The 14,272-nt window shown below is 65.9% G+C and carries 16 protein-coding genes; 11 read left to right on the top strand and 5 right to left on the bottom strand.

The genetic code is table 11. From position 1 onward, the window contains the following. The first annotated feature begins 23 nt into the window (after positions 1-23). From ET21_RS0112525 to ET21_RS0112505, 5 genes are read left to right on the top strand one after another with little or no spacing between them, the layout of a single operon-like run. The gene (locus ET21_RS0112525; protein WP_030539980.1) at positions 24-1,073 is read left to right on the top strand and encodes a glycosyltransferase family 4 protein; all 1,050 of its coding nucleotides are present in this window, start codon (positions 24-26) and stop codon (positions 1,071-1,073) included. Next, complete coding sequence (locus ET21_RS0112520; RefSeq protein ID WP_030539979.1) at positions 1,070-2,191, top strand: glycosyltransferase; 1,122 nt, start codon at positions 1,070-1,072, stop codon at positions 2,189-2,191. Before ET21_RS0112525 ends, ET21_RS0112520 begins: the two co-directional genes overlap by 4 nt. After that, a complete protein-coding gene (locus ET21_RS0112515; RefSeq protein WP_021238052.1) occupies positions 2,188-3,294 on the top strand; it encodes a glycosyltransferase in 1,107 nt (368 codons plus the stop codon). Before ET21_RS0112520 ends, ET21_RS0112515 begins: the two co-directional genes overlap by 4 nt. Next, complete coding sequence (locus tag ET21_RS0112510) at positions 3,291-4,370, top strand: glycosyltransferase (protein ID WP_030539978.1); 1,080 nt, start codon at positions 3,291-3,293, stop codon at positions 4,368-4,370. The genes ET21_RS0112515 and ET21_RS0112510 overlap by 4 nt, the downstream gene beginning before the upstream one ends. A 26-nt stretch (positions 4,371-4,396) precedes the next feature. Further along, the gene (locus ET21_RS0112505) at positions 4,397-5,440 is read left to right on the top strand and encodes an NAD-dependent epimerase/dehydratase family protein (RefSeq protein ID WP_021238050.1); all 1,044 of its coding nucleotides are present in this window, start codon (positions 4,397-4,399) and stop codon (positions 5,438-5,440) included. Positions 5,441-5,536: 96 nt separating this feature from the next. Here ET21_RS0112505 and ET21_RS0112500 read toward each other — a convergent pair whose 3' ends face one another. Next, positions 5,537-6,109, bottom strand: coding sequence for a DNA-3-methyladenine glycosylase (locus tag ET21_RS0112500; RefSeq protein WP_030539976.1), 573 nt, complete (start codon positions 6,107-6,109; stop codon positions 5,537-5,539). A 168-nt stretch (positions 6,110-6,277) separates the two neighbouring features. Between ET21_RS0112500 and ET21_RS0112495 the strand changes: the two genes are divergently transcribed. From ET21_RS0112495 to ET21_RS0112480, 4 genes are read left to right on the top strand one after another with little or no spacing between them, the layout of a single operon-like run. Further along, on the top strand, positions 6,278-6,517 hold the full coding sequence (locus ET21_RS0112495; RefSeq protein ID WP_152522055.1) for a hypothetical protein: 240 nt from the start codon (positions 6,278-6,280) through the stop codon (positions 6,515-6,517). Then, positions 6,504-7,472 carry a manganese catalase family protein gene (locus ET21_RS0112490; RefSeq protein WP_021238047.1) on the top strand — a complete coding sequence of 323 codons (969 nt, stop codon included), beginning with the start codon at positions 6,504-6,506 and terminating at the stop codon, positions 7,470-7,472. The genes ET21_RS0112495 and ET21_RS0112490 overlap by 14 nt, the downstream gene beginning before the upstream one ends. A gap of 34 nt (positions 7,473-7,506) precedes the next feature. Beyond that, on the top strand, positions 7,507-8,280 hold the full coding sequence (locus ET21_RS0112485; protein WP_037470877.1) for a ZIP family metal transporter: 774 nt from the start codon (positions 7,507-7,509) through the stop codon (positions 8,278-8,280). A 49-nt stretch (positions 8,281-8,329) separates the two neighbouring features. Further along, positions 8,330-8,590: a hypothetical protein gene (locus ET21_RS0112480; RefSeq protein WP_193378974.1), complete on the top strand. Its 261-nt coding sequence runs from the start codon at positions 8,330-8,332 to the stop codon at positions 8,588-8,590. Positions 8,591-8,669: 79 nt separating this feature from the next. Here the strand turns inward: ET21_RS0112480 and ET21_RS0112475 are convergent, their stop codons facing one another. From ET21_RS0112475 to ET21_RS25885, 3 genes are all read right to left on the bottom strand, one after another. Then, entirely contained in the window at positions 8,670-9,305 is a 636-nt protein-coding gene (locus tag ET21_RS0112475; protein ID WP_030539973.1) for a DUF4142 domain-containing protein, read from the bottom strand. Then, complete coding sequence (locus tag ET21_RS0112470; protein ID WP_030539972.1) at positions 9,302-9,526, bottom strand: hypothetical protein; 225 nt, start codon at positions 9,524-9,526, stop codon at positions 9,302-9,304. Before ET21_RS0112470 ends, ET21_RS0112475 begins: the two co-directional genes overlap by 4 nt. 110 nt (positions 9,527-9,636) lie before the next feature. Then, on the bottom strand, positions 9,637-10,767 hold the full coding sequence (locus ET21_RS25885) for a tyrosine-protein phosphatase (RefSeq protein ID WP_030539971.1): 1,131 nt from the start codon (positions 10,765-10,767) through the stop codon (positions 9,637-9,639). 258 nt (positions 10,768-11,025) lie between these two features. Here ET21_RS25885 and ET21_RS0112455 point away from each other — a divergent pair, with 258 nt between their 5' ends. After that, positions 11,026-12,528 (top strand): NAD(P)/FAD-dependent oxidoreductase, encoded by a 1,503-nt coding sequence (locus ET21_RS0112455; RefSeq protein WP_037470920.1) that lies wholly within the window; start codon positions 11,026-11,028, stop codon positions 12,526-12,528. A gap of 73 nt (positions 12,529-12,601) precedes the next feature. Then, complete coding sequence (locus ET21_RS0112450) at positions 12,602-13,357, top strand: SDR family oxidoreductase (protein WP_030539969.1); 756 nt, start codon at positions 12,602-12,604, stop codon at positions 13,355-13,357. Positions 13,358-13,461: 104 nt separating this feature from the next. Here the strand turns inward: ET21_RS0112450 and ET21_RS0112445 are convergent, their stop codons facing one another. After that, positions 13,462-14,229 (bottom strand): SDR family oxidoreductase, encoded by a 768-nt coding sequence (locus ET21_RS0112445; RefSeq protein ID WP_030539968.1) that lies wholly within the window; start codon positions 14,227-14,229, stop codon positions 13,462-13,464. Positions 14,230-14,272 lie beyond the last annotated feature (43 nt).

Genomic DNA, 14,272 nt, shown 5'->3' with positions numbered 1-14,272 from the left:
GCAGAGCGACAGCCTACCTCTGACTGCCGCCAATCTTTGCAACAGAGCCTTCCACCGACCTCGCCCGCGCGCTCCGGCCTTTCGGCTGGCAGGTGACGCTCGCCGTCCTTGGCCCGGCGCTCACCCAGGCGCAGCGGGCCGAAGCGGCGGCGATCGCCAATGTGCATGTGGTCGAAACCGGGCTGGAACTGGATTGGCTCGCCGCGCGGGCCGAACCCATCCTGATGGCCGAGGCGCGGCTTGCCGAAATGGCGGGCGACCTGCGCGCCGACATCGTCCAGCTCCACACGCCCGCGCTGGCCGCGCAGGGCCGTTACGCTTGCCCAACGATCGCGCTATTGCACAGTTGCGTCGCGACCTGGTGGTCAGCGGTGAAGGACGGCCCGATGCCCGGAGACTTCGCCTGGCGCACCGCCTTGGTCGATCGCGGCCTGCGCAACGCCACCTTCGCGATCACCCCCACCGCCGCCTTCGCGGAGGCCGCGCGCCGTCAATATGGCGTCGCGCCCGTGCCGGTCCACAACGGCCGTGCCATGGACTTTCCGCGCCGGGCGATGCGGGATCATGTCTTCACCGCCGGGCGCCTGTGGGACGAAGGCAAGAATATAGGCGTGCTCGACGAAGCAGCCGCCCGCATCGCCGTGCCCTTCTGCGCGGCGGGTCCGCTGTCCGCCCCCCATGGCGGCGGCGTTACGCTGAAAGCGCTCCAACATGCAGGCGTGATGGACGGCGCAGCGCTTTCCCATCATCTCGCCTCCCGCCCGGTCTTCGCCTCCGCGGCGCTGTACGAGCCGTTCGGCCTCGCCGTGCTGGAAGCCGCTCTGGCAGGCTGCGCGCTGGTCCTGTCCGGCATCCCCACCTTCCGCGAACTGTGGGACGGCGCGGCCACTTTCGTCCCCCCCAACGACGCGCCGGGTTTCGCCCGCGCCATCAACGCGCTGATCGAGGACGAATCCGCCCGCGCCGAAGCGGGCCGCCGCGCCCAGCAAAGGGCCGCCCGCTACAGCCTGCCCGCCCTCGCCACCCGGATGGCGGACCATTACGCAACCCTGCGGCGGAGGGCAGCAGCGTGAAAGTCGTATACTTCACTCATTCCTTGCTGTCCTGCTGGAACCACGGCAACGCCCATTTCCTGCGCGGCGTTCTGCGCGAACTCGGCGCGATTGGCCATGACGTGCTCGCGCTGGAGCCGGAGGGGAATTGGAGCCTCGCCAATCTGCTCGCCGACCATGGCGAAGCGGGCCTTGAACCCTTTCGCGCCGCCTATCCCGAACTCGTCACCCGCAGCTACGACCCCGCTGACGATGTGGAGCCGCTGCTCGACGGCGCGGACGTGGTCGTCGTCCACGAATGGAACGACCCGGCCCTCGTCGCCCGCATCGGCGCGCTGCGGATCGCGGGCGGCGACTTCACGCTGCTGTTCCACGACACCCATCACCGCGCCGTGTCCGACCCGGAAGCCATCCGCGCCTTCGACCTCAGCGGCTATGACGGCGTGCTGGCCTTTGGCGAGGCGCTGTCGGACGTCTATCGCCGCTGGGGCTGGGGGGCGCGCGTCTGGACCTGGCATGAAGCCGCCGACCTCCGCCACTTCCACCCGCCTGCGCAGGAAGGCGACCGGCAGGGCATCGTCTGGATCGGCAATTGGGGCGATGGCGAACGCACGGCGGAACTGGAGGATTATCTCTTCCGCCCCGCACAGGACGCCGCCCTGCCGCTCGACATTTACGGCGTGCGCTACCCCAGGGAAGCACTGGCGACCCTCGCCCGCTACGGCGTCCGCTATCACGGCTGGGCCGCCAACGCAGCCGCGCCCGCCATCTTCGCCCGCCACCTCGCCACCGTCCATGTGCCGCGCCGCTATTATACCCAGCTATTGCCCGGCATCCCCACCATCCGCGTGTTCGAAGCGCTGGCCTGCGGCATCCCGCTCGTCTCCGCTCCCTGGGAAGACAGCGAGCATCTGTTCCGGCCCGGGCAGGATTTCCTCTTCGCTCGCGACGGCGCGGAAATGACGCGCCACCTGCGCGCGATCAGCGCCGACCCCGCCCTGCGCGCATCGCTCGTCCAAAGCGGCCTGGAAACGGTCCGCGCCCGCCATAGCTGCGCCCACCGCGCGCAGGAACTGATGCGCATCGTCGAAACGCTGAACCCTCACGCGCAGCCGCACCTTGCAAGGATCGTCGCATGAAGATCGCCTTTTACGGATCAAGTCTGCTTTCCTCCTACTGGAATGGAGCCGCGACTTATTATCGCGGCATCCTGCGCGAGCTTGCCGGTCGCGGGCACGACATCGTCTTCTATGAACCCGACGCCTTCGACCGCCAGCAGCATCGCGACATCGACCCGCCGGAATGGGCGCGGGTGGTGGTCTATGACGCCACGCCCGAAGCGCTGCTCCGCGTGATGGACGAAGCCGCCGATGCCGACGTGGTCGTGAAGGCCAGCGGCGTTGGCGTATTCGACGACGAACTGATCGAGGGCGTCATGCAGCGCGCGAAGCCCCACGCCCTGCGCATCTTCTGGGACGTGGACGCCGCCGCCACGCTGGACGAGATGCGCAGCGCGCCCGCTCATCCCATCCGCCGCGCCCTGCCGGACCTCGACATGGTGCTCACCTATGGCGGCGGCCAGCCGGTGGTCGATGCCTATCGCGGCTTCGGCGCGCGAGAGTGCATTCCCATCTACAATGCGCTCGACCCCACCACCCATCATCCGGTGGAGCCCGATCCGCGCTTCGCCTGCGACCTCGCCTTCCTCGGCAATCGCCTGCCCGACCGCGAAGCGCGGGTGGAGGAATTCTTCCTCAAGGCCGCCGCCCTGTCGCCCGAAAAGTCCTTCCTGATCGGCGGCAATGGCTGGGACAGCAAGGCCATGCCCGCCAATGTCCGCCATCGCGGCCATGTCTATACGGCCGAACATAATGCCTTCAATTGCAGCCCGCTCGCCGTGCTGAACGTGGCGCGGGACAGCATGGCGCATATCGGCTTTTCGCCCGCCACCCGCGTGTTCGAAGCGGCAGGCGCCGCCGCCTGCCTCATCACCGACGCGTGGGAGGGGATAGAGCTGTTCCTGAAGCCCGATGAGGAAGTGCTGGTCGCGCGCGACGGGCAGGATGTCGCCGCGCATCTCGCCGCCCTGACCCCCGGCCGCGCGCGGTCGATCGGGCAGGCCGCGCTCGCCCGCGTCCGCGCCGAACATAGCTATGCGCTGCGCGGGGAGCAGGTGGATCAAATCCTGCGCGACCGTTCAGCCAGCATCACCCACCGGCAACAGCAGATGGAGAGAGCATGAAACTCGTCGTCCTGGGGCTCAGCCTGTCCTCCTCCTGGGGCAATGGCCACGCCACCACCTTCCGCGCGCTGCTGTCCTCCTTCGCCGCGCGCGGCCATGACATATTGTTCCTGGAGCGCGATGTGCCCTGGTATGCCAGCCAGCGCGATATCGCCGACCCGGATTATTGCAGCCTTGAATTTTACGGCAGCGTGGACGAACTCGATCGCTGGCGCGGCGAGATCGCATCGGCGGATGCCGTCATGGTCGGCTCCTATGTGCCTGACGGCGTCGCGGTCGGCGCATATGTCCAGCGTCATGCTGGCGGCGTCACCGCCTTCTACGATATCGACACGCCCGTCACCCTCGCCAAGCTGCGCCAGGGGGAGTGCGACTATCTGTCGGCCGATCTGATCCCCGGCTATGATGTCTATTGCTCCTTCACGGGCGGACCGACGCTGGATCTGTTGCAGCGCGAATATGGGTCGCCGATGGCGCGGCCGCTCTACTGCTCGGTCGACGCCGGCGCCTATCAGCCGCTGGACGTGCCGAAGCGCTGGGACCTGTCCTACCTCGGGACCTACAGCCCGGACCGCCAGCCGACGCTGGAAAAGCTGCTGATCGAACCCGCGCGGCTGCTGCCGGAAAAGCGGTTCGTCGTCGCTGGCGCGCAATATCCCGATGACATCGACTGGCCCGCCAATGTCGAGCGGATCGAGCATCTGCCGCCGCGGGACCATGCCGAATTCTATTCCGCGTCCCGTTATACGCTGAACGTCACCCGCGCCGACATGATCGAGGCGGGCTGGTCCCCCTCGGTCCGCCTCTTCGAAGCCGGAGCCTGCGCAACGCCGGTCATTTCCGACGTCTGGCCGGGCCTTGGCGATTTGCTGGAACCGAACCGCGAGATCCTGTTCGCCTGGAACCACGAACAGGTGATCGTCGCGCTGGACGAGGACCGCTCATGCATAGGGCATGCGGCGCGCAGCCGCATCCTTGCCCAGCACACCTCGCGAAGCCGCGCGGCGGAACTGGAAGCCTGCCTGTCGGACGCCGCCGCGATGCGCGCGGACGATGCGATGGCGGCGGCGGAATGACATCTGACGATAAGGATAAAAGGCTGATGAGAAAGTCAAAGTCGCACATAGCCTTGGTCGCGGGGGGAGCCGGGTTCATCGGGTCCCACCTGTGCCGCGCCCTGCTGGATCAGGGGCATGAGGTGATCTGCCTCGACAGCCTCCAGACCGCGCGCGAAGTCAATCTTGACATGCTGGAGGGGCATCGCAACTTCACCTTCGTGCGCGCGGACATCGTCGATCCACTGCCCGATGCCGTGACCCGCAGGCGCGACATCAGCCGCATCTACAATCTCGCCTGCGCCGCATCGCCGCCGCAATATCAGGCTGATCCCGAACATACGATGCTGACCAGCGTCGTCGGCACCGACCGCCTGCTGCGCCTTGCCGAACAGAATGGCGCGCGCTTCCTGCTGACCTCCACCAGCGAAGTCTATGGCGATCCCGAAGCGCATCCGCAGCAGGAGGATTATCGCGGCTGGGTGAACTGCACCGGCCCGCGCGCCTGCTATGACGAAGGGAAGCGCGCGGCCGAAGCCATGGCGTTCGACTTCGCACGCCTTGGCCGGGCGGACGTGCGCGTTGCGCGCATCTTCAACACCTATGGCCCGAACATGCACCCCGATGACGGCCGCGTGATATCCAACCTTGTCTGCCAGGCGCTGTCGGGGGAAGACATCACCATCTATGGCGACGGATCGCAGACGCGCAGCTTCTGCTACGTATCGGACATGGTCGATGGCCTCATGCGCCTGATGGAAAGCGACATGCCCGACCTCCAGCCCGTCAACCTCGGCAATCCCGACGAATATACGATCATGGAGCTGCTGGAGGAAGTCCTTGCCCAGACCGGCGCGGCCTCCCGCGTCATCCACCTGCCGCTCCCCGTGGACGATCCGCGCCGCCGCCGCCCCGACATCCGCCGCGCGCAGACGCTGCTCGGCTGGAAACCGAAAATCCCGTTGCAGCAGGGACTGGCCCTCACCTGCGCCTTCTTCGCCAAGGAGCTGTACGCGGGGTCGGCGGAAACCTTCGCCTCACAGGCTGCGCTGTCTGTCGCTGCGCCCGGCGCCAGCATAGCAGCGGAATAACGCCACCCCACCCGTTCGGGCTGAGCGTGTAGAAGCCGCCGCCTGAGCGAAGTCGAAGGCCCGCGCCCCCCGTCCGGCAGGCCCCTCCGGCTTCGCTCAGGGCAAACGGCGGTGAGGCGGCTTGCTTACGAAGGGTGATCCCGCCAGCAGGAACCGCCAGGGCGTCTGCGTCCCTACGCTGATGCCGATGCGCCGGTCAGGCACGACCGCCTCCGTCCCCTTAGCTGCGCTTAACCCGAATGGCGGCTGATCAAGGGGAAGGCGGTTGAACGTCCCATCGACCCCCAGCGCCTGGGCCAGCTTCCCCGGCCCGGAACATAGCCGCCGCACATCGCCCGTTCCCCGCCGCGCCGCCATTTCCTCCACCCCGGCCCTTGGCTCCAGCGCCCGGATCAGCACCGCGCTGCCCGGCGCGCAGACGAAGTTCAGGCACCAGTGCAGCCCGTAGATGCGATAGACATAGGCGTGGCCGGGCGGCCCGAACATTGCGGCGTTCCGCTTTGTCGGCCCGCCAAAGCTGTGCGATGCCGGATCGGCGGCGTCATAGGCTTCCGTCTCCACGATCATCCCGCCGCAGCCGTCCACCATTACCATCGCGCCGATCAGGGCGGGCGCGACCTCCTCCGCCGGACGCGCGAAGAAGCTGCTGGTGAGTGTGATTCCGGTCATCGCCCTCTGCTCATTCTTTGTCCCGCTGATGGTTTCGGGTCCGGGGAAAAGCTCCCCTCATTATCATCTCTGTGGCGTGAGTAATTCAGGTTAGCCGCCACGCTTCATGACTGGAACCGGCGGCGGCTGGATCGCTTGAAAAAGGCTCTGGAAGTCGCGGAGTCAGACATGATCGCTCGCCACAATGGCCGAACCATGGGCCGCTTTCTCGCCGGTCTGGCGATCGTTCTGGCGGGGCTCTGGATCATCGTCCTGCGCCTGTTGCTGGACGGCGATGCGATAACGCCCCCGCTGCTGCTGGCGAGCATCGCCTGCATCGCCGCCGCGACTGCCCTGGGCGGACTGCTGTGCGCGGGAAGCCGTCATCTTGGCCGGAATATGAGGAGAAGAACTGATGTTCATGCATAACAAGCGATTGCAATATACGGTGCGCGTGTCGGAACCCAACCCCGCGCTCGGCTCCCTGCTGCTGGAACAATTTGGCGGACCGGACGGCGAACTGGCCGCCGCCATGCGCTATTTCACCCAGGGCATTGCGGAGGAGGATGCGGGCCGCAAGGACATGCTGCTCGACATCGCCACCGAGGAACTCAGCCACCTGGAAGTGATCGGATCGATCGTGGCGATGCTGAACAAGGGCGCGAAGGGATCTCTCAGCGAAGCCTCGCTGGAAGAGGCCGACCTCTATATGTCCCTCAACGCGGGCGGCGACAGCCATACCCAGTCCATCCTCTATGGCGGCGGACCCGCGCTCACCAACTCGTCGGGCGTGCCATGGACCGCCGCCTATGTCGACAGCCGGGGCGATCCGACCTGCGATCTGCGGTCCAACATCGCGGCGGAAAGCCGGGCCAAGATCATCTATGAACGGCTGATCAACATCACTGACGATCCGGGCATCAAGGATGCGCTGGGTTTCCTGATGACCCGTGAAGTGGCGCACCAGAAAAGCTTCGAAAAGGCGCTCTATTCGATTCAGGACAATTTCCCTCCCGGCAAGCTGCCCGGCCTCAGCGCCTATGCCAACCTCTATGTCAACACCTCGCAGGGTGAAGGCGATACGACGGGGCCGTGGAACAGCGGCGAACAATGGGAACGGATGGACGATATCGAAGGCAATCTGCCGCTCGATGGCGGCGACGGCCTCGCGAGCGTGCAGCTGGGCGAGCAGGAGATGAAGGATTATACCGCCATGACCGCGCGGCTTGCATCCGATCCTGACGCCAGCCCGACGACGGGCGCTGATCTGGGCGCGGGTCCCGGTGCTGGCAAGCTGTCGGACGAGGATCAGGGCGGCGCGTCGGACATGGACGAGGCAAAGGCCATGGCCCGCGCGCAAACCCCTGAAGTGGAGGAGCGATGAGGCGAGGCTGCTCAAGCACTATGGGGCCTGAGGCTTGACCCTGACGCCTGCGCTGGCGGGCGCTCTGGGCAGCCTGCTGGCGGGCCTCGCGACAGTGCTGGGGGCGCTGCCCATGCTGGGCATCGGCCGCTCGGCGCAGCGCCACCAGGGCGTGCTGCTGGGATTTGCGGCGGGCGTCATGCTCGCCGCATCCTTCTTTTCGCTGATCATCCCGGTGCTCCATCATCTGGAGGCTCAAGGAGCAGGGTCATGGCGTTCCGCTCTCATTTCCGCCGGGTCTGTCGCCCTGGGCGCGGCCGTCATCATGGCGCTCGCCCGCTTCTTCCCCGCGCCCGATGCGCCCGTCGCTCCCTCCTCCTCCTGGCAGATGAGCGAGCAGTCCATCTGGCTGTTCGTCGCCGCGATCACGCTGCACAATGTGCCCGAAGGCATGGCGGTCGGCGTCAGCTTCGCAGGCGGGGGCTATGCGGAAGGCAGCACGACCGCGCTTGGCATCGGCATCCAGAACATACCGGAGGGCTTCGCGGTCAACTGCGCGCTGGCGCTGCGCTATTCCCCGGCGGTGTCCTTCTGGGGCGCGGTGGCTTCGGGCCTTGTGGAGCCGGTCGCGGGCACCATCGGCGCGCTGCTGGTGGCGCAGTTCCAGCCGCTTCTGCCCTGGGCGCTCTGCATCGCTGCGGGCGCGATGATTTCCGTCACCATGAGCCAGATCGTCCCGGCGCTCGCGCACGGGCGGTCGAACCGGGCGCAGATCAGCCTGATCGCCGGGCTGTGCCTGATGATGGTGCTCGATCTCGCGCTGGCATGAGCGCGAGGAAAGGCTCGCCCAACCGCTTCCACGCAGAGGAGAATGCAAGATGATCGTTCGAACCATGCTGCTGATGTGCACGCTCGGCGCTGCCGCCTGCTCGCAGGATCAGGGCAGCCAGAATGATGCGATGGTGAATTCAGCCGCGATCAACCGGATGGACGATGCGCCCGGCAATATGAGTTCGGCCCCGCCGCCGGTCAGCGGATCGGGCGAAGTGCCGCCCAACGCGCCGTTGAATGGGGCGGGCGGCAATGCCATGGGGGGGGCGATGGGAAATGATCAGGCCGGCAATGCCAGCGCGCCTTGAAGGGTAAGGTGAAGCGCGGCGTGTTCCTGCGCGGGAGCACGTCGCGCTTCATCCTGATCAGCAAAGCCCATGCGCCGCCTCAGGTCCCCGACTTCGCCTTGTTGGCAGGCGTCCCGAACCTGGCATCGAGCGCTGCGACTTCCTCGCGATGGTGCCCGACTATCTTCGCCGTCGACTGCGCCAATGTCTTGAGCGCCGCATAATCGCCGCGTGACGCATAGCTGCTGTGCAGGTTGAAAGCCTCCTGATGGGCCGCCGCCTGCTGCCCGATATATTGCGCATCGAACTCGGCGTCGCCCGCCGATTTGAGGTTGGACAGCATGGCGTTGCGGCGCGCGTCCATATTCTTCGGGATGGCGATGTTCACCGGGTTGTCAGCCACGAACTGCCGCAGGGCCGCGCTCGTCTTCTTGTGATCCTCGATCATCTGGCGGGCGAAGGCCTTCACCTCCGGCGCGCGGGCGCGCACCAGCGCCAGTTCGCTCGACTGGATCTCGTACATATCGCCGATCGCCGCCTGCGGGATGTAGAAGGTCGTTGTCACCGCGTCATTGGGGCTGGATACGCCTTCGGGCTTTGGCCCTTCATAATGGCGCGCGACCGTGGCGCTGCCATTGGCCAGCTCGTCCTGACCGGAAACGCCGCTCGTCTGGTTGCATGCGGCCAGCGGCGCCAGCACCATCGCGGCGCAAATGAGGCTGCGGTTCACGCTCATGGCTGGGTTCCTTCCCCGCCGGTGCCGGGCGCGCCGATGCCGGGCATGCTGTTGGAAGCGCCGGTATCGCCCGCGGCATTGATCGCCTGCTGCTGGTTGGTGCCGCCGGGCACGCGGCCATTTTCCTGGTTCGCCGCAGGGCTGCAGGCGCCCAGCAGGGCGAGCGCGGCCAGCGCGGCAGAAGAGGACGCTATGATGGAAGGGCGGGAGCGAAATGTCATGCCGGTCTCCATATGGTGGGACAAGGCAGAACGCTTGCCCCTCCACACGGTCGCACCGGGCAGGGCAACCCACATTAACGCAGGGGCGCTTTTCCGCGTCCGCCCCTGCCTCAGACGGCCGTGCCCATCAGATAATGGCCGCGAAGCCGCTCCACCGTCGCGTCGCTGATGCCCAGCCCCTGCGCGATATAGGCGTCGAACGACCCATGGCGCTTCTCCACCTCGGCAAAGGCGGCCTCCAGATAGCTGGCCCGCACGGTGAGCACGGGCTCAAGGAAGGCGGGGTCCAGGGAACTGCCCGATTTCGACAGCGCGGCCATCGCCGCCGCATTCTTCGCCTTCAGGAACCGGTTGCTGGCGAGATAGTCGGCCATCACCGTTTCCCTCGGCACGCCCAGCAGGGTGAGGATGACGGCGCTGGCCCAGCCGGTGCGGTCCTTGCCCGCCGTGCAGTGATACAGCATCGGCGCTTGCTGCGCCGCCAGCCGGTCCAGCATCTGCGCATAGGCGCGGCGGGCGCTGGGCAGGGACACGAAATCCCGGTTGGCCTCCGTCAGCAGCTCGACGCCCTTGCCCGAAGAGATGGCGGTCATCGCCTTGCGCATGTCGCCGCCCAGCGATCCTTCGCCGTCGCCCGCGACATCCAGCACCAGCGACGGCGTGGCCGGTGGCAAGCGGTCTGGCTCCCGCGCTCGCTCACTCTGTGTGCGCAGATCGACCACAAGCTGAAGGCCAAGCTGCGACATTTTCGACAGGTCCGCGTCGCTCACCCGGTCGAGCTGGTCGGAACGATAGAGCAGCCCCATCTTTACCCAGCGTCCATCCGCCGTGCGATAACCGCCAATGTCGCGCAGATTGGCGATGCTGGGCAGGTGAAGCGCCCGGTCGGCGATGACCAGCGGCGCGCCGCTGTCCGGCACCAGCGTGAAGAAGGGCCGCTGGTCCGGGGCAAGCCCCTTGACGATGATGCGCCCCGATCCGGCGCCCTCACCAGCGGGCTTTCCCATCAGGACCGGCGCTGGACCGGTCCCGGCATAGACGGTGACGCGCTGCACGCCATCGGCCTGCCATTCAAGCTGGAAATCATTGCCGCCGTCCATCTTCGCCACGACGGCCGAGCGGAAGGGGATCGCGCCGCTTCGGGCGCGATATGCAGGCGTGGCGCATCCCGTCAGGCCCGCGACCGACGTCAGAAAAGCCGTGGAAACAAAGGTCCGGCGGTCAAGCGAAAGCATCGTCATTTAATTCCTCACCCACGTTGCGACGAGATGTTGCCGCCATCGACGACCATCTCCGACGCGGTGATATAGCTTGCTTCATCCGAAAGAAGGAAGCGCACCGCGCGTGGATGCCATCAGCCGCCATCTGGCCGCCAGCGAGCGAAGCGAGGCCGCCGTCTCCCCGGAGTGATCCCGGCGCCTTCCTAATCCGTTTGCAGGATGCGCGGACATCCGCGTGCCGACATGATCGGTGGCAGGACCACGAATCAGGAGAGTGCATTGTCCATCGATCAGCAGCGCCGCCCTTTGCGTTACGCCGTCATCGGCGCGGGCATGGCCGGTATATTGGCGGCCATCCGCCTGCACCAGAAGGGCGAGCAGTTCACCGTCTATGAAAAGGCCGGGCGGCTGGGCGGGACCTGGCGGGAAAATCGCTATCCCGGCCTGACCTGCGACGTTCCGGCCCACGCCTATACGTACAGTTTCGAACCCTATGCCGAATGGCGAGCCTATTATGCCGAAGGTGCGGAGATCCAGACCTATTTCGAACGCACGGCCGATAAATATGGGGTAATGCCGCACATCCGCTTCAATGCGGAGGTCGTGTCCTGCGTCTGGGATGAGGACGGACAGGTCTGGCAGCTTGAGCTTTCCACTGGCGAAACAGCCGTCGCCGATGCGGTCATCGCTGCCTCAGGCGTGCTGCACCATCCGCGCATGCCGGACATTGAAGGGCTGGACAGTTTCGCCGGGACAGCCCTTCACAGCGCCCGCTGGCGCGACGATGCGCCGATGGACGGCGCGCGCGTTGGCATCATCGGCAATGGATCGACCGGGGTGCAGATTGTCACCGCGCTCCAGCCGCGCGCGGCCCAGCTCGTTCATTTCCAGCGTTCGCCGCAATGGATCATGCCGGTTCCCTATTTCCAGTATAGCGAGGAGGAGCGGGAGGCATTCCGCCGCAATCCCGCGCTGATCGATGCCATCCGCAACGACAAGGAATATTGGGCGAACATCTATCGCTTCACCCAGGCGATCACGGACACGCATGGACCGGAAATCGCCGCGATCGAGCAACTGTGCCTCGACAATCTGGAAAACAGCGTGCGCGATCCCGTGCTGCGCGAAAAGCTGCGCCCCAATTACCGCGCGGCATGCAAGCGGCTCATCTACAGCTGGTCCTATTATGATGCCGTGCAGCATCCCAATGTGGAGGTGGAACGCGAAGCCATCGCCCATGTGGAGCCGGAAGGCGTGCGGATGGCGGATGGCCGCCTCCATGCGCTCGACACTCTGGTGCTGGCGACCGGATTCCACGCCGACCGCTTCATCCGCCCCACGACCGTGCTGGGCCGTGACGGGCTGTCGCTCGACGATGTCTGGTCGGTGCGCCCGACCGCTTATTACGCGGTGGCGATCCCCGGCTTTCCCAATTTCTTCGTGCTGAACGGCCCGACCGGCCCGGTTGGCAACTTCTCGCTGATCGACATTGCCGAGCGGCAATGGACCTATATCGAACAGTTGCTGGAGCCGCTGCGTCGCGGCGAGGCGGAGAGCATCGAGCCTAGCGTGCAGGCCCATGCCGGTTATGAGGAAAGGCGCATCGCCGCAGCCAAATCGACCATCTTCGGGTCGGGTTGCAGCAGCTGGTATCTGGACGCCACCGGCGTGCCGTCCAGCTGGCCTTGGAGCTATGAGGCTTTTGCCGAAGCCATGGCCTCGCCAGTGATGGCGGACTATGTCATGGATCGAGGACAGAAGACCGCTTGCGCAGCGGAATAGGCTTCGACACTGTGAAAGCAGCGCCGCCGCATCCTTTGGATGCGGCGTTTGCGCATGAAAAAAGGAGAAGGTAATGATCGACTACGGCCTTCAGGGAAAGGTGGCGCTGGTAACGGGCGCCGCGGGGGGCATTGGCCGTGCCGCGGCGCTGGCCTTCGCGCGGTCGGGCGCGTCCGTTCTGGTCAGCGACGTCAATGAAGCGGGCGGCAGCGAAACCGTGGACCTGATCGAACGGCAGGGCGGCAAGGCGGCGTTTCAGCGCTGCGACGTCAGCGACGCGGGACAGGTCAAGGAAATGGTCGCCGCCGCCGTCGAACTGTTCGGCCGTCTCGACTGCGCCTTCAACAATGCCGGGATCAACATCGTCACGGCGGACGAATATGACGATGCCGTGTGGCAGCGCGCGCTGGGCATCAATCTGACCGGCGTCATGATGTGCATGCGCGAGGAAGCTCGCGTGATGGTGGAGCAGGGCGGCGGCGCGATCGTCAACACCTCGTCCATCAACGGCCTCGTAGGAAATCCCAACCAGCCCGCTTATGTCGCCACCAAGCATGGTGTTATCGGCCTCACCCGGCAGGGCGCGCTTAAATGGGCGACATCGGGAATTCGCGTCAACGCTGTCTGTCCCGGCGTGATCGAAACACCGATGACCGCGCCGCTGATCGCCGACGACGGCATGCGCGCGCTGATCGATTCCATGACGCCCATGGGCCGCATGGGCCAGCCTGAGGAGATCGCGCAGGCCGTGGTCTGGCTCTGTTCGGACGCGGCGAGCTTCGTGACGGGCCATCCGCTCGTCATCGACGGCGGTGCGACCGCCGTCTAGGGCAGGAAGGGGCAGGCCGATGCTGGTTACCGGGGGCGGGGAAAGCATCGCCTTGCCACTTTTCCTTTGGAGCATCATGGGCCTGACGGTAACGCAGCGATCCGTCATCCAGCGGGACGTTCCTCTCCCGCATGGGCGAGCGCCAGGGCGTCCGGTCCCGCCGGAAAGCGGATCTGGCCGCTAATGTCATGGACGGCGTTCCAGACACCCTCGGCAACATCGCCCTCCTTCGTCGTCAGGGCCGGTTGGGTGAAGGCTTGCATGATGGGTCGGGCGAATGCCGCATAATCATCGGGAATGAGTTGCTCGACCGGCATGATGGCATTCGCTCCGAACCGAGTGGTGGGCGCATAGCCCGGCTCGACGAGCTTCGCGCGGATGCCGAAATGGGCAAGTTCCAGCGCCAGTGATCCGGTGAACCCCTCTATCGCCTGCTTGCTGGCGGTATAGGCCGCTGCTAGCGGAAAGACCCCTAGCGTCACGCTGGAGGTGATGTTGACGATCGTGCCCGCGCGTTGGACGCGCATCTGCGGGATGACGGCCTGACACATCGCCATCACGCCGATCGTGTTGGTTTCGAAGAGTTGGCGCACCAGCGTCATCGGCATGGCTTCGAAGGCGCCAACCGCACCGATGCCGGCATTGTTGACCAGCACGTCGATGTGCCCCGCCGCTTCGATCAGGGCGGCGATACTGTCAGCGTCTGTCACGTCGAGCGGCAACACGCGCAACCGCCTGGTGTCGCCATCGAATGCAGCGGCTTCGGGATGGCGCATCGTCGCGATGACGTTCCAGCCCTTCTGCAGAAAATGCTCCGCGACCGCTTTGCCATAGCCTGACGAGGTGCCGGTGATGAGGATCGTGCTGGTCATTGGCTGTCTCCATTGTGTCGATGACGGGGAGATAGACGGGTGC

The organism is Sphingobium sp. DC-2, assembly GCF_000722555.1.
Lineage (GTDB): Bacteria > Pseudomonadota > Alphaproteobacteria > Sphingomonadales > Sphingomonadaceae > Sphingobium > Sphingobium quisquiliarum.
Note: the sequence above shows the minus strand (reverse complement) of the source record. Positions and strands in the feature narration are given on the sequence as shown.

Bases quoted from the DNA above. Each gene is read 5' to 3' on its own strand.
- ET21_RS0112515 (WP_021238052.1), top strand. From the start codon at position 2,188: ATGAAGATCGCCTTTTACGGATCAAGTCTGCTTTCCTCCTACTGGAAT.
- ET21_RS0112510 (WP_030539978.1), top strand. From the start codon at position 3,291: ATGAAACTCGTCGTCCTGGGGCTCAGCCTGTCCTCCTCCTGGGGCAAT.
- ET21_RS0112505 (WP_021238050.1), top strand. From the start codon at position 4,397: ATGAGAAAGTCAAAGTCGCACATAGCCTTGGTCGCGGGGGGAGCCGGG.
- ET21_RS0112500 (WP_030539976.1), bottom strand. From the start codon at position 6,109: ATGACCGGAATCACACTCACCAGCAGCTTCTTCGCGCGTCCGGCGGAG.
- ET21_RS0112495 (WP_152522055.1), top strand. From the start codon at position 6,278: ATGATCGCTCGCCACAATGGCCGAACCATGGGCCGCTTTCTCGCCGGT.
- ET21_RS0112490 (WP_021238047.1), top strand. From the start codon at position 6,504: ATGTTCATGCATAACAAGCGATTGCAATATACGGTGCGCGTGTCGGAA.
- ET21_RS0112480 (WP_193378974.1), top strand. From the start codon at position 8,330: ATGATCGTTCGAACCATGCTGCTGATGTGCACGCTCGGCGCTGCCGCC.
- ET21_RS0112475 (WP_030539973.1), bottom strand. From the start codon at position 9,305: ATGAGCGTGAACCGCAGCCTCATTTGCGCCGCGATGGTGCTGGCGCCG.
- ET21_RS0112470 (WP_030539972.1), bottom strand. From the start codon at position 9,526: ATGACATTTCGCTCCCGCCCTTCCATCATAGCGTCCTCTTCTGCCGCG.
- ET21_RS25885 (WP_030539971.1), bottom strand. From the start codon at position 10,767: ATGACGATGCTTTCGCTTGACCGCCGGACCTTTGTTTCCACGGCTTTT.
- ET21_RS0112450 (WP_030539969.1), top strand. From the start codon at position 12,602: ATGATCGACTACGGCCTTCAGGGAAAGGTGGCGCTGGTAACGGGCGCC.
- ET21_RS0112445 (WP_030539968.1), bottom strand. From the start codon at position 14,229: ATGACCAGCACGATCCTCATCACCGGCACCTCGTCAGGCTATGGCAAA.